Source organism: Enterococcus nangangensis (assembly GCF_005405245.1).
Classification (GTDB): Bacteria; Bacillota; Bacilli; order Lactobacillales; family Enterococcaceae; genus Enterococcus_J; species Enterococcus_J nangangensis.
In genome coordinates, this window is record NZ_BJDR01000009.1 from 21,135 (window position 1) to 38,379 (window position 17,245).

Below are 17,245 nucleotides of genomic sequence, written 5' to 3' on the forward strand. Positions count from 1 at the left end.
TCTAGAGTGGCGGCGCTTTTTACGCTTAAAAAATCTAAAGGAGTTTTGCAGATGTTACTCATTAATCCAACCGCTAAAACCCAAAATATTTTTACTGGGTTGCCTGCTGTAGCAGATTCAGCCCAAGGAAAACTTTTTGCCACCACGAATCCATTATTTTCTTGGCATGCTACGTATTTTAATGTGCAACGAAAAAAAATCTTGCTTTTAGTGAATGACTTAACTTATTTTCCCATCGTCTTAGCAGATATTAATGCTGCCAATAAAAAGAAGTTGGCAGAAATTTTTCCCTCTGCTGTTTATACTGCTTTTATTGAGGCGGGGATTGCCCCAACACGAGTTGAAAAATATTTAGCTTTAGCCGGGGACATCAAAATAAATGCTGGTTTTAATCGCGTAGTAGTAGGTGTAATGAATTTACAATTGCGTTATTTAGAACATCATCCGCTGGACTTGACGGAAATTTTGCAAGTTAAAGCTAGCCAAAACCTAGGGAAGAATATCGTGAAGGAAAACTATCCCGTGGATAACTTACGACAAGCTTTCCAACAAGAACTAAAGCTTACAGAAGTAAATACTGCTGATGTAACTGCAGCCCAAAATTACCAAATTGAAAAAACGTGGCTACCTTATGCCAACTGGGGAACATTTCAGGCTGAAACAGCAACAAGTGAGGAATACGATGTTCGCTTTGCCGCTTTAGCAGCCAATAATGGGCTAGTTTTAGCTGAGTTTGAAAAATATTTATTGGGAAAAGAAAACCTCAGTGCTAAAGTTGCCCACAAGCATGTGGAAAACGTGGACATAATTATTAATGAATTTTTCCTTTACGATATGGCCATGCCGACGCCCATTAGTCAATATGAGCTGCTTAGCTATGGATTAGGGGATTGGGGTGTCGATCAAGGTGTTTGGCTCTCTCTAGCCGCTGTAAAAAAAGCTGGCACCGCTTTGAAAAAATTTTATCGCTTTTTGGTGGCTGCTGGTGAAATTCCTGCCAGTGCGCTAAAAGAAATTGATGAAGAGATTGCTGAGGGTATCGCTGGTGCGGAGTCTAATTTTCAACTGCGTCAGGACTTTGATTATTTTGATTTTTAAAAGTAAACTTCCGTCATTTGGTTGGCGGAAGTTTTTTTTGTCGGGGCTATTGTATCTGTTATTGGAACATGCTATACTCTCCTTGTAATTAATGTGATATCAAAATGATATCAAAGGAGGAGTGTTAGATGGATAATGAGAAAGTGGAATTAAAAGAGGCGACGGCTGAAATTCATTTAAAAGCAGCGAATGGGATGCCAATTTTATTGCTTAATGTTTTAGGTATTGTTTTATCGATTGTTTTATTTGTGTGGGGAATTTTTTTATTGGATGATGGCCCTAGCGTTTTAGGCGGTAGCTTGATGGGTCTTGCAATTTTTTATTGGGTGCTCCCAGTCTGGATTTTATTTGCCGGCTTGAAAGTTGTCCATCCTAACGAGGCCTTAGTCATGACTTTATTTGGGAAATATGTCGGGACGTTAAAAGGTGCGGGTTTTTACTTCGTCAATCCTTTTATGGTGGCCGCGCCTGTTCCTAAGAGTGCTGGTCAAGAAGCAGCTGGCTTAAAAGACGGAGACAGTGATCCTGTTGTCGGAGCAGCCAAAACGGCAGCAGCGGGGGCGTTACCTAAGAAACGTCTCTCTTTAAAAACCATGGCTTTAAGCAACAACAAACAAAAAGTCAATGATAAACTAGGTAATCCCATCATCATTAGCATTGTCGTAATTTGGCACATTAAAGATACCGCTAAAGCGATGTTTGATGTGGATAATTTTATGGATTACCTTTCAATCCAGTCTGACTCTGCCTTACGAAACATTGTCCGTTTGTATCCTTATGATGCTACTGACGATGAAGATGCCAATGAAAAAAGTTTGCGGGGCTCCAGCTTAGAAGTCAGTGCTAAACTTGCTGAAGAAATCCAAAGTAAAGTAGACGTTGCCGGCATTGAAGTTTTGGAAGCGAAAATTACCCATTTAGCCTACGCCCCAGAAATTGCGGCTGCCATGTTACAACGGCAACAAGCTTCAGCCATTGTCGATGCCCGTCAATTGATTGTGGAAGGCGCAGTAGGCATGGTGGAAATGGCTATCGAAAAACTCAACGAACAAAGTATTGTGGATTTAGATGAAGAACGCAAAGCTGCCATGGTGAGCAACTTAATGGTAGTCTTATGTGGTAATCGCGACGCTCAACCAGTCGTCAATAGTGGTTCTCTTTATTAAAAGTTAATCCAAGAAAGGAGCGGTACATTGTGGCAGGCAAACAGACGAAACCTAAAAAGCAAGTGCCGTTGCGGCTTTCTGGTGAATTATACGACGAATTAATGGCCTGGGCAGAAGACGAGTTTCGCAGTGTCAATGGTCAAATCGAGTACTTGCTGACGGAAGCCGTTAAAAAGAGAAAGAAAGGTCACCAGGCTGAATAGCTGGTGGAAGATGAAAAAATGTTTGAATTTTTTGGTGGAGCAATCCTCACAGCAATTTTAAAATACGCTAAACAGTTGCCTAAACCAATCGCTTGGCTGTTACTAGCAATCCCTTTAATTTTCTTTGGCGGCTTCGCGTTGCTCTTTGCCTACGGAACGGTTTCTGGTTTACTTGATGGTAATTTTCCTTTAGCCGGTTTAAGTTTTGTCGTCTTTGGCCTTTTTGTGGCGGTAATCCTTGTGTGTGTGGATGCTTTTTTAAGTCTTGATGGTCAGGAACGCCCCTATTTTAAAAAAATTATCAAACTCCTAGTGGCCCTTTTGGCTTTGCTTTTTGTGGCGGGTTTTCTTATTTTAATGATTGTGGACACTTTTGTGGAAAACGTCACGACAGAGATGAATCTCCTACAACGCATCTTAATGTTTTCCTTTGCAATTTTGGGAGTAGTAGGCTTTTCCATTAGAACGATAAACGCCATTAAAGCTTTACATGAAAGTTAGAAATAAAAAGATTACCGGATGGACCAACTACGAAAATAGTGGTCCATCTTTTTTTGCTGACAACTAGAAATTTTCCCCAATGCACCTTGTCTGTAAGCTGAAAAATATGCTATCCTAGGAGAGTTTGAAGGGCGGGAGTAGATGGTGTTAAAATTTTTACAAAAATTGCCAATCCCCATTAGTGGACTGGCGCTAGGTTTAGTAGCCTTAGGAAATTTAATGAAACAAGAGCATTGGTTAGTCTGGGGAAATTTTACCGGTTGTCTCGGTATTATTTTATTATCCTTAGTGCTGGCTAAAATTATTTTTGCTGCGAAGACGGTAGTCACCGCTTTAAAAGATCCAGTAGTGGCTTCAGTGGCCCCAACTTTTTCCATGGCGTGGATGGTGACGGCAACGTATTTACTACAATGGGGGCTACCTTTAAATTTTTTGAAATTTTTTTGGTTAATCGGCTTTGTGTTGCATTGGGGTTTATTATGCTATTTTACGTGGGCGTTTGTGATTAAAGTTAAATTTTCTTTGAACCAAGTCTATCCCAGCTGGTACATTGTTTATATTGGTTTAGGAATTATTCCCATTACGGGGAACGCTTTTTATCCTCAGCTAACGCATCTTTTATTTTATCCCATTTTAATTGCTTACTTGGGAATGTTACCTTTTGTTTTGTATCGCGCTTTTTTCGGCAGTCCCTTGAAAAAACCACAGCTACCGTTAAATACGATTATTGCGGCTCCGACTTCGCTATGTCTGACGGGTTATCTGAAAACTTTTAGTGGGGTAAATGAAGTCTTGATGGTAAGTTTATTAAGTTTAGCGCAAATTTTATATCTAGGCACTTTGATTTTTTTAGTGGTGCGGGCCTTACGCGTTCCGTTTTATCCTAGCTATTCTGCCTTTACTTTCCCCTTAGTGATTAGCGCTACAGCCTTAACTTGCGTCAATGATTTTTGGCATCTTCATTATCCGCAAATGCTATTTTTGGATTATGTCGAGGGAATTGAAGTTGTCCTAGCAGGTTTGATGGTCTTTTATGTGTTGTTTCGTTATTTACACTTTTTTAAAACGAGTTTATTTGTTCCACTTGAAACGGAAAAATGAAAAACAGACTAAGCTTAGAGTGTGACAAAATTCTTGTTGCACTCTTTTTTTGTCGCATTTATTTTTGTGGTCCCACCTTAAAGAACTCCTTGACGCCTGCCAAGCAATCCACTACACTTATTAAGTGAGAATGATTATCAATTAACCGAGGTGAGAACCCTGAAAAAAGAAATGGGACACAATTTTTTAGCACGACTAGGAAAAACTAAATTACGGCCAGGAGGCGTGGCAGCCACTTTTGACGGCGAAAGGTTTTCAAGCGGTGACCCAAACTCATGGCAAAATGACTTTGTTATCTCCTAGCGGACTGTTGCGGGATGAAGGTTTTTTAGGGACCATCAAAATGCTTCGCCGTGGCTTACAAAAAGAAAATCGCCAGCAATTTCAAAAGATGTATCGCTTTTTTAATCACACCGGGAAAAAGTTACGCTACGTAGCTTTTTGTAGTGTAAAATAGAAAAAAAGGAGTTGTTCAAATGAATTTTATTCATAAAATCCCCCACAGCCAAGTGCTGGATTTAAAAAAAGAAGTACCAATTGAAGAAGAACAAATGCTCAGCAAAACCTTAGTGCAACGGGATAGTTTAGGGATGACGGTCTTTTCTTTGGCGGCTGGACAGGAAATTCCTAAACATTCTTCTAATGGCGATGCCGTGGTAAATATTTTAACCGGGACGGCGGAAATTACCATTGGCAGCGAAAATTTTTAGTGCACGCTGGCGAAACGATTGTCATGCCGGCTGATGTTCCTCATGCGTTGTACGCCAAAGAAGCTTTTCAAATGCTTTTAGTGGTGGTAAAACCAAAGGGACCGACTGCATGATTATCGACTTAAAAAGTTTAATCAAGGTCCATGAAGAACAAATTACCAGTCGTAGCCTGAGTAAAAAACTTGGTGTCGCGACACCGGTGACGTTGTTGGCTTTTGACTCAGCGGAAACCATTAGTAACGAAACCAGTCCCCTAGTTAAAATGGTGGAAGTTTTAAGTGGCGAGTTAGCCGTTACATTGGGCGAAGAAAGTTTTACGGTGACCGCAGGCGAAATGGTGGTGGTGGCACCACAGCTCCACCATAGTTTCCGTGCCCTTAGTGCTTGCAAAGTATTACAAATCGAATTACCAAATGAAGCATAAAAAAAGTGTTCGTAATCACCTTTGAGAGGTTGATTACGGACACTTTTCTTTTAATTTGTAAGACTGATTCCTAGGCGCCTTCTTTTAAATCCCGTTGGCGGTAACCAAAATAACCCGCGATAATCAAAAGGACACTGACGATCGTAATGGTGGCAAAAGTTGGTAAATCAAAATCAGCCACTGGTAAGCGAGGCAGCCAACTTTGGACCGCTGTTTTGTTTAACCAGTCCGGCAAGTCTAAAATACCGGCAAAATAATTTAAGACGAAAGAATAACCGAGATAAGCGTAAACGACTTTTCCTAGCTTAGGGTAAAAACCTAAGGCTAAAGCGGCTAAAGCAATCGTAAATAAAAGGGCAGGGAAAAAGTTAAAGCCGGCCGCCATAAAATCTCCCAGCGTCATAGTGGATTTGCCCGCCATAACACTCAGGGCGGTTCCCCCTAGACCAACGACCGCTGCTAAGATACTAAGGAGACCGGCGCCCACAGCTAAACCAATGCTAGTCCAAAATAATTTGCCACGAGTCATGCGCGTACACCAAAATTGGGCCAAGTTACCACGACTCTCTTCAGCAGACAGGCGATTGACAATGGCAATTGGCAAAATACAAGCCAAAACAATCATCACCATCATAATGGTGCTAGTGAAAGATGCCTCCAAGCTAGAATTAGTAGCTGTAAACATTTGTTGCAACAGTTCATTACTTTCTAAGAAGGTTTGCATATCACCGTAAATAGAACCATAGGCTGCTCCTAAAATCAGGTAAGCTACCAGCCAAGCAATAATAATCCCGCGGTTCAAACGGAAGAAAAGTCCCGATGTAGAAAGCAAAGATTTTTTAGCATGAGCACGACCTGCCCACTCAGGCAAATAGCCAGCCCCCATATCGCGTTTCCCTTCTAAAGCAAAGGCTGCCAGCACTACGACGACTGTAAAAAGTAGCCCATAAAGAATGGGTAACCAACTATTTTTCGTAAAAGGATAGGTGAGGTAAGTCCAGCCCATGGGATTAAACATGGATAAAGCGACATCAGAAATATCCGTGGTGCCGCGCAAAATATAAAGGAGGCCGACAATCCCTAAAGAAGCACCCGTAGCACCAGCAGCAGTGGCAAAAATTTGGGCCATCACTAGTGCAAGGGCCGCGCCGATGATGCCGGCTATTGTAAGGCTGGCTCCAAATAAGAGGGAACCTGGTAAATCAATACTCGCTACGCCAAAACTCACCATGACACCGGCGGTAAAAAGTCCTAAGAGGACATTGATAATCACGGCTTCCAATAAAACGGCTAAGGAATTTGCTTGGCGTCCAACGGCAAAAGAACGTACCAATTCCGTGAGTCCTTGATCTTCTTCTTTGCGGGTATGACCCACCACGTGCATGATGGTAATAATCATGGCAAAAAGTCCGCAGAACAACAACATTAAATGCGCGTACATCGCCCCTAACGTATAGTCAGCTCCACTGGTGACAGGGGTCGGCCCCACCATAGAAATCATGGCGGGATTTTGCATCGTTTCAAACATCCCTAAAGCGCCGTCCCCTTTAGCAATTTCTTCAAAGGCGGGGACGTAAGCGCCGGCGAAAAGCCCCAGACCCGCCACCCAAATAATTATTTTTTTCCAATCCCGTTTAAAATATTGGGCAAATAAAATAAACCAGGATGCAAATTTTTCTTTCATGATATTTTCTCCTCCCATTCCTGGTTACCCTTGATAGTGGCGCATAAAGAGGTCTTCCAGCGTCGGGGGAACAGATTCAAATTTTTTCACGCCTAATTTGGTGGCTTCCTCCAAGACGCCATTGAGGTGTTGATTATCGACAGAAAAGACCGCGTGACTACCTGTTTGTTTGAAATCGTGCACGCCAGGAACATTTGCCATGGCGGCAACATCTGCTGTGGTTTCCACCGTCACAGTCGAGCGGGTTAAATGACGCAACTCGTCCAATGTGCCCGCTTCCACCACGCGACCTTGACGAATAATCACGACTTTATCGGCTAAGCGTTCCACTTCACTTAAAATGTGGGAAGAAAGGAGAATCGCTTTACCAGCGTTTTTAATCTCTTCAACTTCTTCTTGAAAGACAATTTCCATTAAAGGATCCAAACCAGAGGTAGGTTCATCTAAAATATAAAGATCAGAATCTACGGAAAGAGCGGCGATTAAACCGACTTTCTGCCGGTTCCCTTTTGAATAGCTCTTGGCTTTCTTCTTGGGATCCAGTTCAAAACGTTCAATGAGCCGGTCGCGCTTTGCTTGATTGCCACCGCCGTGGAGCTTCATGAATAAATCAATGATTTCGCCACCAGTCAGGTTGCCCCACAAGGCTACATCCCCAGGAACGTAAGAAACCCGTTTATGGATAGCCAAACTTTCTTGCCACACATCTTTACCAAAGATGGTAGCACTACCGCCACTACGATTGATAATTCCTAATAACGTGCGAATCGTGGTAGATTTACCAGCACCATTTGGCCCGATGAACCCTACGACACTACCCGCTTCTATAGTGAAGGTAACGTCATGGAGGGCTTGGAATTTACCAAATTTTTTTTGCAGCCCTTGAATCTTAACAATTTCGGTCATGATCATGAACTCCTTTGATTTTAAAATTAAATCTTTTTTTAATTTTAGTTCATAACTATTGCTAGAAGCCTTAGTTTTAAACTAAAATATCTTTATGAGTTAAATATTATCGACTGCCAGCTGAGAAGTCAACTAACTTTTACGAGAGTTCTGGACTGAAAAACGCGGCGCGAGGGGAAGCGAGACTTTTCGCGCTAAAGTTTTGAACTCACGATTAAAAATTTTTTTGGCTGAGGTGGCGCTTACGGAGGATTTTCCATGAATGGTTTTGAAAAACGGACAGCCGCTAAAAAAGAACAAATTGTAGCAGCGACTTTTGACTTAATGAAAGCAAGTGCCAGCGGTGATTTTGCGATGGAAGAAGTGGCGGAAAAAGCCGGGGTCAGTAAAACATCTATTTTTAAATATTTCGGCACGAAAGAACAATTAAAAGTAGAAGTCTTTCGCCAATACATTGAAACGATTCGCTCAGGTGTTCGGAAAATTATTGATTTGGATCGCCCTTACGAAGAAACGATGGCAGAAATGCTCCGTTTTGAATTAGACTTGGTGAATCAGTCGGGGAATAGTTTTTATTTAAGCCTGATGTCGTATATGTCGGAAAAAGGTTCCGATGGTTTGTCCCGCATTATGGAAGACTACGTCGTAGAAAGTTATCATATGATGTTGGATCTTTTTCACCGGGGACGTAAAGAAGGCAAAGTAGACTGGCATTATTCAGATGAGTTTTTAATGATGTACTTTCAAACTTTGGCCGGCGGTATCTCTAACCCGGGAATTTATCAAAAGATGTTGCCCTATTCCCATGAGTGGATTCAAGTGGTGTTGCAGGGCTTAGCGCCGCGGGAGAAATAATAGTAGAAAAAAACTTAATTTTTTCTCAAAAAGCCCTCATTTCTACGGCTTTTTTCAAAAAAAATTTAATTAGCGTGGTACAATTAACGTAGCAGTTTTTAGGCAATTTATTTTGAGGTAGGTGTTTGAAAATGAAGTTAGTAGAAAGTCCCTTGACGTCCAACTTAGATTTGCGCCAGGCCTTCCCTAATGTAGTGAATTTTATTAATCGGAAGATGACGGTGAAATTTTTTAAACGCTACACCTTAAATTACAACCAAGTACTCCTGGCCGATACCTATGAAGAAGTGGTGGTCTTTATGGTGAACCACAAGAAAAAAGTAGGGGAAGACGAGATTCAATATTTGATTAGTAATTTATTGGCCGTGACCGAAACCGAAGTAGAAATTATTCGGGATGAAAAAGCCCGCTTAATTGGCGAAGGTTATCCAATTCCGCAAGATGTGAAAGACATTGTTTTAATTCGTAAAAAGTAGTTTTCTTAAAATTTTGAAAAGTTAATTGAAAATTTTCTTTAGTGCTAGACATGGGCGCCCCTTAGTGCTATAGTAACGGTACAATTTAATCAGAGGTAGCAATGCAAATGAGTAACTTACAAGAGAAGGCATTCGTTGAGAGTAAGTGAAAGGTAACCATTGCCGAACGTGTAATTGCTGGCGAGCATTATGCGTGGGGGTGTCTGGGAAAACCGACATCACTCCTACTTAAATAAGTAGAGGCGCTAGATTTAACCTAATGACTTTTTTAGTGCCTACTCCCTTGATGGATAGGCACTTTTTTTAGGTCAGCTGAGAAATTTAAGCGTACTAACAACACTAAAGGATGAGACGAAGATGAGTGAATTATTGCTTGGAGGCGTGAAAGCCACCACTTTGGCCAAAGAATACCAAACCCCGTTGTATGTTTTTGATGAAGATAAAATTGTTGGCATGATGCAAGCGTATATTAAAAACTTTAAGTCAGAAGAATTTGCGACCAAGGTTTTATACGCGTCAAAAGCGTTTCAAACGGTGGCCGTCATTAATTTGGCAGCCAGCCAAGGGTTAGGGTTAGATGTCGTGAGTGGCGGCGAAATTTTTACCGCTTTAAAATCGCAAATGCCCAAGGAAAAAATTTATTTTCATGGCAACAATAAAACGCCGCAAGAACTAGAATTTTTTGTGGAAAGTGGCTTAACACATGTAGTTTGTGATAATATGATGGAGGCTAGGCTTTTAGCAAATCTTGCTGAAAAAGCCCAAAGAACCATTTCCGTGATGTTGCGTTTGAATGTGGGCATCGATGCTCACACCCACGAATACATCAACACAGCCTTTATCGATTCTAAATTTGGCATGAGTTATGAGAGTGCTGAATGTCAACAGACATTGGCCGCCATTGCGGCTAGTCCTTACTTAGTTTTAGAAGGCTTCCATGCCCATATTGGCTCACAGATTTTTGAAATGACAGCTTGGCGGGCAGAAATTGACAAGTTAGTTAGCTATTTAAAAGATTTTTCCGAAACATTAACGTTAAATATTGGTGGCGGCTTTGGTATTCATTATGTGGATAGCGACCGACCTCTAGCACCAGATGAAACAGCACGGGAATTAATCGCCTATACCGAAAAAGCGCTGGCGAAAGCACAACAAAAAATTGCGACCTTAATCATTGAACCGGGTAGAAGTTTAGTGGGAGAAGCTGGTACGACGCTTTATACGGTAGGCTTTGAGAAAAAAACACCCCATAAGCATTATCTTTTTGTCGATGGCGGCATGACGGATAATATCCGCCCCGCACTTTATCAAGCGGAATATCAATGTGATATTGCTAACCGCCTGGACGCTCCTAAAACACAAGCGGTGACGGTGGCCGGCAAATTATGTGAGTCCGGCGATGTTTTAATTAAAAATGCCAACTTACCAACGTGTGTAGCTGGTGATATTTTAGCTGTCTACTCCACCGGCGCTTATGGCTATTCCATGAGTAGTAACTACAATCGGGCTTTAACACCAGCCGTCGTCTTCGTCAAAGACGGTCAAAGCCGGTTGGTGGTGAAACGACAAACGTATTTAGACCTTTTAAGAAATGAAGTGATGGATTGAAAGTAGCAAAATACAATGGTCTAGGAAATGACTTTGTCATGCTAGACTACGATGCTTTGGCAGATTACTCTGCTTTAGCTGAAAAATTATGTAACGATCCACAGTTTGATACCGATGGTTTAATTGCAGTAAAAACCGATCCTTTAGAAATGATTTATTACAATCGTGATGGTAGTCGCGCTAGCATGTGTGGTAATGGCATTCGTTGTTTTGCCAAGTATTGCGTGGATCACAATTTAGTCAATGAAAAAGTTTTCCCCGTAGAAACTTTAGCGGGCACCATGATTGTTCATCTTGAAAGCTTGGAACCTTTCCATTGCAGCGTCAATATGGGGCGCCCTGCCTACGATACTGAAAAATTAGGTTTACCCAAAGGCCAAGTTTTAACGAACTTTAGCTTAGAGATTGCTGGTGCGCCAGTGACGATGTCCAGTGTCTTTATGGGGACGATTCATACTGTCGTTTTTGTGGAAGATCCGATAGCTGAGCTTTCTTTAGAACGAGGCAATTTAATTTGTCATCATCCTTTATTTAGTCAACAAACCAATGTCAACTTTGTCCACGTGTTAAATGACCACGAGTTAGTCGTGCGGACTTTTGAACGAGGCGTGGGGTGGACGTTAGCTTGCGGCACTGGCTGCTGTGCGAGTTATGTAGTTGCCCGGGATTTAGGAAAAATTAAAACCGGAGCAACGAATCTTTACTTAGAACGTGGTCCGTTAGTTGTCAGTGGTACGCAAGAAATTACCATGGCCGGACCAGCTGAATTCGAATTTGAAAAAGAGGTGGAGACATGTTAACCGGTTCAATCGTGGCACTAATTACGCCCATGAAAGAAGATTTATCCGTTAATTATGAAAAACTTGCCGAATTAATTGAATGGCATATTGCACAACAAACAGACTGTCTATTGGTTTTAGGGACAACTGGGGAATCCCCAACTTTAAGCTCTGACGAAGAAAGTGAAATCGTGCGCTTTACTCTGGAAAAAGTCGCCGGCCGGATTCCGGTGATGGTGGGAAGCGGCAGTAATGCAACAGCTCAAGCAGTAGCGAAGAGCCAGGAGTTTGCCCAATTAGGTGCCGATTACTTATTGGTGATTACCCCTTATTACAACAAGACTTCACCTCGCGGCTTGTTGCAACACTTTACGACAATTGCCCAAAGTGTCGATAAACCGATTATCTTATATAACGTACCAAGTCGAACGGGGATGAATATTCCCCTTGATGTTTTAAAAGAAGTGGCTAAAATTCCTAACATTGTGGGAATCAAAGAAGCTTCTGGTGATTTAGGCTACTTGATGCAAGTAGCGACTTTATTAAATGATAACTTCGCCCTTTATTCTGGTAATGACGATATGGTCCTGCCAATTCTTTCGTTAGGCGGAGCTGGCGTCATTAGTGTTTGGGCCAACTTAATGCCTAAGACCGTCCACGAGATGGTGCAAAACTTTAAAGAGGGAAAAAGCGCTGCAGCTTTGGCAACGCAATTAAAACATTTACCCTTAATTGATGCTTTGTTTAGTGAAACCAATCCGATTCCCATTAAAGCAGCACTAAATATTGCCGGGAAAAATGTCGGCTCATTGCGTTTACCTTTAGTGGATTTAAGTCCTAGTCATTATGAACATTTAAAAGCAGAAATGGCTAAACTAGAGGAGGAACAAGCATGAAAATTGGTTTAGTAGGCGATGGGCAAATGGGGCAAGTCCTCAAAGAATTAATTGCCGTAGACGATACCGCGCTTTTTCCTAAAACGCCAGTCATGGACGCCGAAGTCTTAGACTATCCAGAAACACCCGCAGTTTTAATTGATTTTTCCCATCCTAATAATTTAAAGAAAATTAGTGCCTATGCGCTAGCTCATGAGCTTCCTGTGGTAATTGCCACAACCGGTTACAGTGAAGAACAAATTGCTGAAATTCACGCCTTAAGTGAAAAAGTACCGGTCCTTTTTAGTGCCAACTTTAGTCTGGGAGTCATTGTGATGAATCGTTTAGTCAAAGAAATGACCCACTATTTAGGTCATGACTTTGATATTGAAGTGATTGAACAGCATCACAATAAAAAAATTGATGCGCCATCTGGGACCGCTAAGATGTTAGTAGATACGATAAATGAAGAGCTTCATTATAAAGAAGTCCACGGGCGTAGCGGTGTTGCTCCCCGCACAAAACAAGAAATTGGCATTCACTCCGTTCGGGGTGGTACCATTGTAGGACAACACGAAGTTCTTTTTGCCGGTACGGATGAAACGTTAACTTTAAAACATGAAGCTTTTTCTAAAAAGATTTTTGCCAAAGGCGCTTTAAAGGGTGCTTTATGGGTAACCACTAAACCAGCAGCCCTCTATTCCATGGAAGACTGCTTATTCGGAGGTAAATAATGGACGCAAATGAAATTATTAAATTTATTCAAGAATCTAAAAAGCAAACCCCAGTCAAAGTGTATTTGAACTTAAAAGAAGAAGTTGCTTTTCCTAACTGCCAAGTTTTTGGTCCGACTTTAAGCCCCGTTGTTTTTGGGGATTACAGCGATGTAAAACCTGTTTTAGCTAGTCACCAAGCAGCAATTCTTGATGTGGTGATTGAAAATGATAGTCGTAACTCGGCAATTCCGTTATTGGATAAAAAAGATATTAATGCGCGGATTGAACCTGGAGCGATTATTCGTGACCAAGTGGAAATTGGCAATAACGCCGTCATTATGATGGGGGCCGTGATTAATATCGGGGCCATCATTGGCGATGCTACCATGATTGATATGGGGGCCATTTTAGGCGGCCGGGCCACTGTGGGGAAACGTTGTCACATTGGGGCTGGTGCTGTTTTAGCAGGTGTGGTGGAACCGCCTTCTGCTAAACCGGTGGTCATTGAAGATGACGTTTTAGTAGGTGCTAATGCCGTTGTCGTTGAAGGGGTGACCGTTGGGAAAGGTTCCATTGTTGCTGCGGGGGCCATTGTCTTAGAAGATGTGCCGGAAAATGTGGTTGTCGGCGGGATTCCTGCCCGAATTTTAAAAGTGAAAGATGATAAAACAAAACAAAACACGCAAATGATTGATGGTTTGCGGGAATTATAAAAAAGGTCGGGAAGAAATGAAAGAATATAAAGTATGCGTTGTGGGCGCAACAGGTTTAGTTGGTCAAACCTTCTTGAAAGTGTTAGCAGAATATGATTTTCCTATTCAGGAATTGAAATTATTGGCTTCAGCCCGCAGTAAAGGAAAAGCTGTTGAATTTAAAGGCCAAACGTATTACGTAGAAGAATTAACCGCGGATTCTTTTGACGGTTTTGATTTAGCCTTATTTAGTGCCGGGGGCGATGTTTCAAAACAATTCGCACCGATTGCGCGGGCTAAAGGGCTAACCGTGGTGGATAATTCTAGCGCGTGGCGCCAAGATCCAGCAATTCCTTTAGTCGTTCCGGAAGTAAACTTAGCCGATACCGCTTTAAATAAATTAATTGCCAATCCTAACTGCTCGACGATTCAATCGATTATTCCTTTAAAAGCTTTAGATGACGCTTTTGGCGTGACGAAAGTCAACTACGCTACGTACCAAGCCGTTAGCGGCAGTGGTCAAAAAGGGAAAGATGACTTAGCCCGGACTTTGCGGGGGGAAGAGCCACAGTTTTATCCTCATAATATCGCTGAAACTTGTATTCCCGAAATCGACGTCTTTATGGAAGATGGGTATACTAAAGAAGAAGTTAAAATGATTAATGAAACGCGGAAAATTTTGCATAAACCAGAATTACCAGTCAGTGCAACTTGTGTGCGGGTACCTGTCGCCAACAGCCACGGCGTTGCCATGACGGTGGAATTGGCGCAAGATTTTACCTTGCCGGAAGTAGAAGCCGTGTTAGCTGATTTTCCAGGCGTTATTTTAGCCAATAACAATCAAGAACACTATTATCCAACGTCTACCTTGTCTAACGGTCAAGATAAAATTTATGTTGGGCGCTTAAGAAAAGATCGCGCAACGAAAAATGGCTTGCTTTTATACTGTACAGGGGATAATATTCGTAAAGGAGCCGCTGCTAATGCGGTCCAAATTGCTTTAGCCATGGCGAAAAACAATCAGTTATAGGAGAAGTTCATGATTAAACTTGCTAAATTCGGGGGATCTTCATTATCCCACGAAGCTCAATTTAGAAAAGTCAAAAAGATTATTGAAAGTGACGCTGCCCGCACCGTGGTGGTGGTTTCGGCTTTAGGCAAACGCGTGCCTAGTGATAATAAAATCACCGATCTTCTGTACATTTTGCACGCCCACATGCAACACGATGTGGAATACGAGACGATTTGGCAAACGATTTATCAACGTTTTGTCGAGGTACGGGACGCTTTACAGCTAAACGTACCCATTGAAAAAGAATTAGAGAAAATCATTCAAATGGTGGCGGCTAAAAAAGTCAGTGTGGATTATTTAGTTTCCCGGGGTGAATATTTAACGGCCCTTTTAATGAGTGATTATTTGGGTTACCGCTTTGTGGATGCCAAAGATATTATTGCTTTTCATTACAATGGGAAATTCGACACCGAGCGGATTGCCTTACAGGCTAATGCGGCCTATAAAAAGTACGGCAAAATTGTCGTGCCTGGTTTTTACGGGGCTTATCCTAGCGGTGATATTAAACTCATGAGTCGTGGCGGTAGTGATATTACCGGTTCAATTTTAGCCCGGGCTTTACGGGTAGATGTCTACGAAAACTGGACGGATGTCTCAGGTATTTTAATGGGCGACCCGCGGATTATTGACAATCCCGAAACCATTACAGAAATTACCTATCGGGAATTACGGGAGCTTTCTTATATGGGAGCTAACGTTTTACATGAAGCGGCAATTCGGCCGATTCAAGAAGTGAAAATTCCTTTAAATATTCGCAACACCAATGCGCCAGCTGACCCCGGTACCACGATTTCCAGTGATGAAAAATGTACCACCTACGACATTACGGGGATTGCCGGTAAGAAAAACTTTATCTCTTTGATTTTATATAAGAGCCAAATGTCTGATGAAGTCGGCTTTTTATCTCGCACGATGCAAATTTTTGAACGCCACGAGATTTCCATTGAACACGTGCCAACGGGGATTGATAATGTAGGCATTGTGATTTCTAAACATTCAGTGGAAAATAATCTCTATGAACTTCTTGATGAGTTGAAATCAGAATTAGAATTAGACGAAGTGGAAGTCGTGGATGATTTAGCATTAATTGCCATTGTCGGTGGCAATATGCGCGGCAATATCCAATTAACCGGAAAAATTTTTATGACCTTAAGTCAAATCGGCGTCAATGCTTCGATTATTTCTAAATCCGCCCAAGAGTTAAACTTAATTGTGGGGGTTAAAAATACGGAGTATGAAAAAGCCGTTCGCAGTTTATACGAGGAGCTGGTGAGAAAGTGAGTATTCAACAATACCGCATGGATCTCCATCAAATTCCAGAGTTAGCTTATCACGAATTTGAAACGAAAAAATATTTGTACCAACATTTAAAAACGCTTAATGGCACCATCCACGAGGTTGAACCAACGGGGATGGTGGTCTATTTTGCTAACCAAAAAGAAAAGTCCATCACCTTTCGCACGGACATTGATGCTTTACCCATTGAGGAACAATCAGGAGTTCCCTTTACTTCAAAACATCCTGGTAAGATGCACGCCTGTGGGCATGATGGTCACATGGCGATGCTGTTAGGGTTAGCTGATTACGTGAATGAGCATATCCATGAACTGGACTATAACGTCGTTTTGATTTTTCAACCGGCGGAAGAATTTGGTTCCGGCGCCCAAACAATTGTGGATTCTGGTTTACTGGAAAAGTACAACGTCCAAGGGATTTTTGGCTTTCACGTTTGGCCCGGCTTAGCGAAAGGTGAGGTCTTCTCTAAAGCAAGTGGCATCTTAGCACAATGTAGTGAAATAGATATTATTGTCCATGGGAAAGCGACCCATATTGCTAACGCTGATCAAGGGATTGATGCGGTGCAAATTGCCACTCGTCTGATGACCGCCATTTATGATTTAGAAGAAGGTCCACTAGGTCAAAAAGAACACTTAATGAAGTTTGGGGAAATTAAAGGGGGCACGATTCGCAATATTATTGCCGGTTCCGTGACGATTCGTGGGAGTGTTCGCTCTTTTGACCCCGCGATTCAAGCCTTCATGAAAGCTGAAATTCAACACGTGGTGGATGATTTTGCTGCCCAATACAACACGACGATTGAAGTGAATTATACAGATGGTTACCCAGCTGTTATAAACAACCCTGAACTTTTTGCGAAAGCCCAAAAAGCTTTACCACAATTAAACGTCTTAGACCATCCTTTTTTACAAGGAGAAGATTTTGGCATTTACACGCAGTTTTATCCCAGTGTCTTTTTCTTGTTAGGCTTAGGCGATGTACCACCGTTACACAATGAAAAATTTAATTTTGATATGAATGTCTTAGCTGTGGGCGTAGATACCTATCGTCACTTATTGGACATCCAATTATAGGAGGAGC

At 41.9% G+C, this 17,245-nt stretch carries 19 protein-coding genes, 1 pseudogene and 1 riboswitch; of the genes and pseudogenes, 18 read left to right on the forward strand and 2 right to left on the reverse strand.

Annotated elements, in window-relative coordinates:
- Positions 1–51: 51 nt before the first annotated feature.
- The 8 genes and pseudogenes from FFM57_RS04380 (at position 52) to FFM57_RS04415 (ending at position 5,203) form a co-directional block, all read left to right on the forward strand.
- Positions 52–1,098, forward strand: a complete 1,047-nt coding sequence (locus FFM57_RS04380) for a DUF6933 domain-containing protein (RefSeq protein ID WP_137599308.1) — start codon at positions 52–54, stop codon at positions 1,096–1,098.
- Between the two features lie 128 nt (positions 1,099–1,226).
- Complete coding sequence (locus FFM57_RS04385; protein WP_137599309.1) at positions 1,227–2,264, forward strand: SPFH domain-containing protein; 1,038 nt, start codon at positions 1,227–1,229, stop codon at positions 2,262–2,264.
- 29 nt (positions 2,265–2,293) lie between these two features.
- Positions 2,294–2,467 (forward strand): type II toxin-antitoxin system antitoxin, encoded by a 174-nt coding sequence (locus FFM57_RS04390; protein ID WP_137599310.1) that lies wholly within the window; start codon positions 2,294–2,296, stop codon positions 2,465–2,467.
- Between the two features lie 18 nt (positions 2,468–2,485).
- Positions 2,486–2,968 carry a hypothetical protein gene (locus FFM57_RS04395; protein ID WP_137599311.1) on the forward strand — a complete coding sequence of 161 codons (483 nt, stop codon included), beginning with the start codon at positions 2,486–2,488 and terminating at the stop codon, positions 2,966–2,968.
- Positions 2,969–3,109: 141 nt separating this feature from the next.
- Complete coding sequence (locus FFM57_RS04400; RefSeq protein ID WP_137599312.1) at positions 3,110–4,069, forward strand: TDT family transporter; 960 nt, start codon at positions 3,110–3,112, stop codon at positions 4,067–4,069.
- 238 nt (positions 4,070–4,307) lie between these two features.
- Positions 4,308–4,526, forward strand: a complete 219-nt coding sequence (locus FFM57_RS04405; protein ID WP_137599313.1) for a hypothetical protein — start codon at positions 4,308–4,310, stop codon at positions 4,524–4,526.
- A 19-nt stretch (positions 4,527–4,545) separates the two neighbouring features.
- Positions 4,546–4,892, forward strand: a pseudogene (locus FFM57_RS04410) (cupin domain-containing protein).
- The gene (locus FFM57_RS04415) at positions 4,889–5,203 is read left to right on the forward strand and encodes a cupin domain-containing protein (RefSeq protein ID WP_137599314.1); all 315 of its coding nucleotides are present in this window, start codon (positions 4,889–4,891) and stop codon (positions 5,201–5,203) included. Before FFM57_RS04410 ends, FFM57_RS04415 begins: the two are co-directional and overlap by 4 nt.
- Before the next feature lie 70 nt (positions 5,204–5,273).
- Here the strand turns inward: FFM57_RS04415 and FFM57_RS04420 are convergent, their stop codons facing one another.
- Both FFM57_RS04420 and FFM57_RS04425 read right to left on the reverse strand, forming a co-directional pair.
- Positions 5,274–6,887, reverse strand: a complete 1,614-nt coding sequence (locus FFM57_RS04420) for an ABC transporter permease (RefSeq protein ID WP_137599315.1) — start codon at positions 6,885–6,887, stop codon at positions 5,274–5,276.
- Between the two features lie 24 nt (positions 6,888–6,911).
- Positions 6,912–7,793, reverse strand: coding sequence for an ABC transporter ATP-binding protein (locus tag FFM57_RS04425; RefSeq protein ID WP_137599316.1), 882 nt, complete (start codon positions 7,791–7,793; stop codon positions 6,912–6,914).
- Between the two features lie 258 nt (positions 7,794–8,051).
- On the opposite strand from FFM57_RS04425, the gene FFM57_RS04430 reads away from it, so the two are divergent.
- From FFM57_RS04430 to FFM57_RS04475, 10 genes are all read left to right on the forward strand, one after another.
- Positions 8,052–8,648 (forward strand): TetR/AcrR family transcriptional regulator, encoded by a 597-nt coding sequence (locus FFM57_RS04430; RefSeq protein WP_137599317.1) that lies wholly within the window; start codon positions 8,052–8,054, stop codon positions 8,646–8,648.
- A gap of 131 nt (positions 8,649–8,779) precedes the next feature.
- Positions 8,780–9,124 (forward strand): DUF1827 family protein, encoded by a 345-nt coding sequence (locus FFM57_RS04435; protein ID WP_137599318.1) that lies wholly within the window; start codon positions 8,780–8,782, stop codon positions 9,122–9,124.
- An 82-nt stretch (positions 9,125–9,206) separates the two neighbouring features.
- A riboswitch (Lysine riboswitch) is annotated at positions 9,207–9,380 on the forward strand.
- Between the two features lie 101 nt (positions 9,381–9,481).
- Entirely contained in the window at positions 9,482–10,732 is a 1,251-nt protein-coding gene (lysA, locus tag FFM57_RS04440; RefSeq protein ID WP_137599319.1) for a diaminopimelate decarboxylase, read from the forward strand.
- Entirely contained in the window at positions 10,729–11,532 is an 804-nt protein-coding gene (gene dapF, locus FFM57_RS04445; RefSeq protein WP_137599320.1) for a diaminopimelate epimerase, read from the forward strand. Before lysA ends, dapF begins: the two co-directional genes overlap by 4 nt.
- Complete coding sequence (gene dapA / locus FFM57_RS04450) at positions 11,526–12,407, forward strand: 4-hydroxy-tetrahydrodipicolinate synthase (protein ID WP_137599321.1); 882 nt, start codon at positions 11,526–11,528, stop codon at positions 12,405–12,407. Before dapF ends, dapA begins: the two co-directional genes overlap by 7 nt.
- Positions 12,404–13,120, forward strand: a complete 717-nt coding sequence (gene dapB / locus FFM57_RS04455; RefSeq protein WP_137599322.1) for a 4-hydroxy-tetrahydrodipicolinate reductase — start codon at positions 12,404–12,406, stop codon at positions 13,118–13,120. The genes dapA and dapB overlap by 4 nt, the downstream gene beginning before the upstream one ends.
- Entirely contained in the window at positions 13,120–13,815 is a 696-nt protein-coding gene (dapD, locus tag FFM57_RS04460) for a 2,3,4,5-tetrahydropyridine-2,6-dicarboxylate N-acetyltransferase (protein ID WP_137599323.1), read from the forward strand. Before dapB ends, dapD begins: the two co-directional genes overlap by 1 nt.
- A gap of 16 nt (positions 13,816–13,831) precedes the next feature.
- Positions 13,832–14,824: an aspartate-semialdehyde dehydrogenase gene (locus tag FFM57_RS04465; protein ID WP_137599324.1), complete on the forward strand. Its 993-nt coding sequence runs from the start codon at positions 13,832–13,834 to the stop codon at positions 14,822–14,824.
- 9 nt (positions 14,825–14,833) lie between these two features.
- Positions 14,834–16,147, forward strand: coding sequence for an aspartate kinase (locus tag FFM57_RS04470; protein ID WP_137599325.1), 1,314 nt, complete (start codon positions 14,834–14,836; stop codon positions 16,145–16,147).
- Positions 16,144–17,238 (forward strand): M20 metallopeptidase family protein, encoded by a 1,095-nt coding sequence (locus tag FFM57_RS04475; RefSeq protein ID WP_246023393.1) that lies wholly within the window; start codon positions 16,144–16,146, stop codon positions 17,236–17,238. Before FFM57_RS04470 ends, FFM57_RS04475 begins: the two co-directional genes overlap by 4 nt.
- The last annotated feature ends 7 nt before the right edge of the window (positions 17,239–17,245 follow it).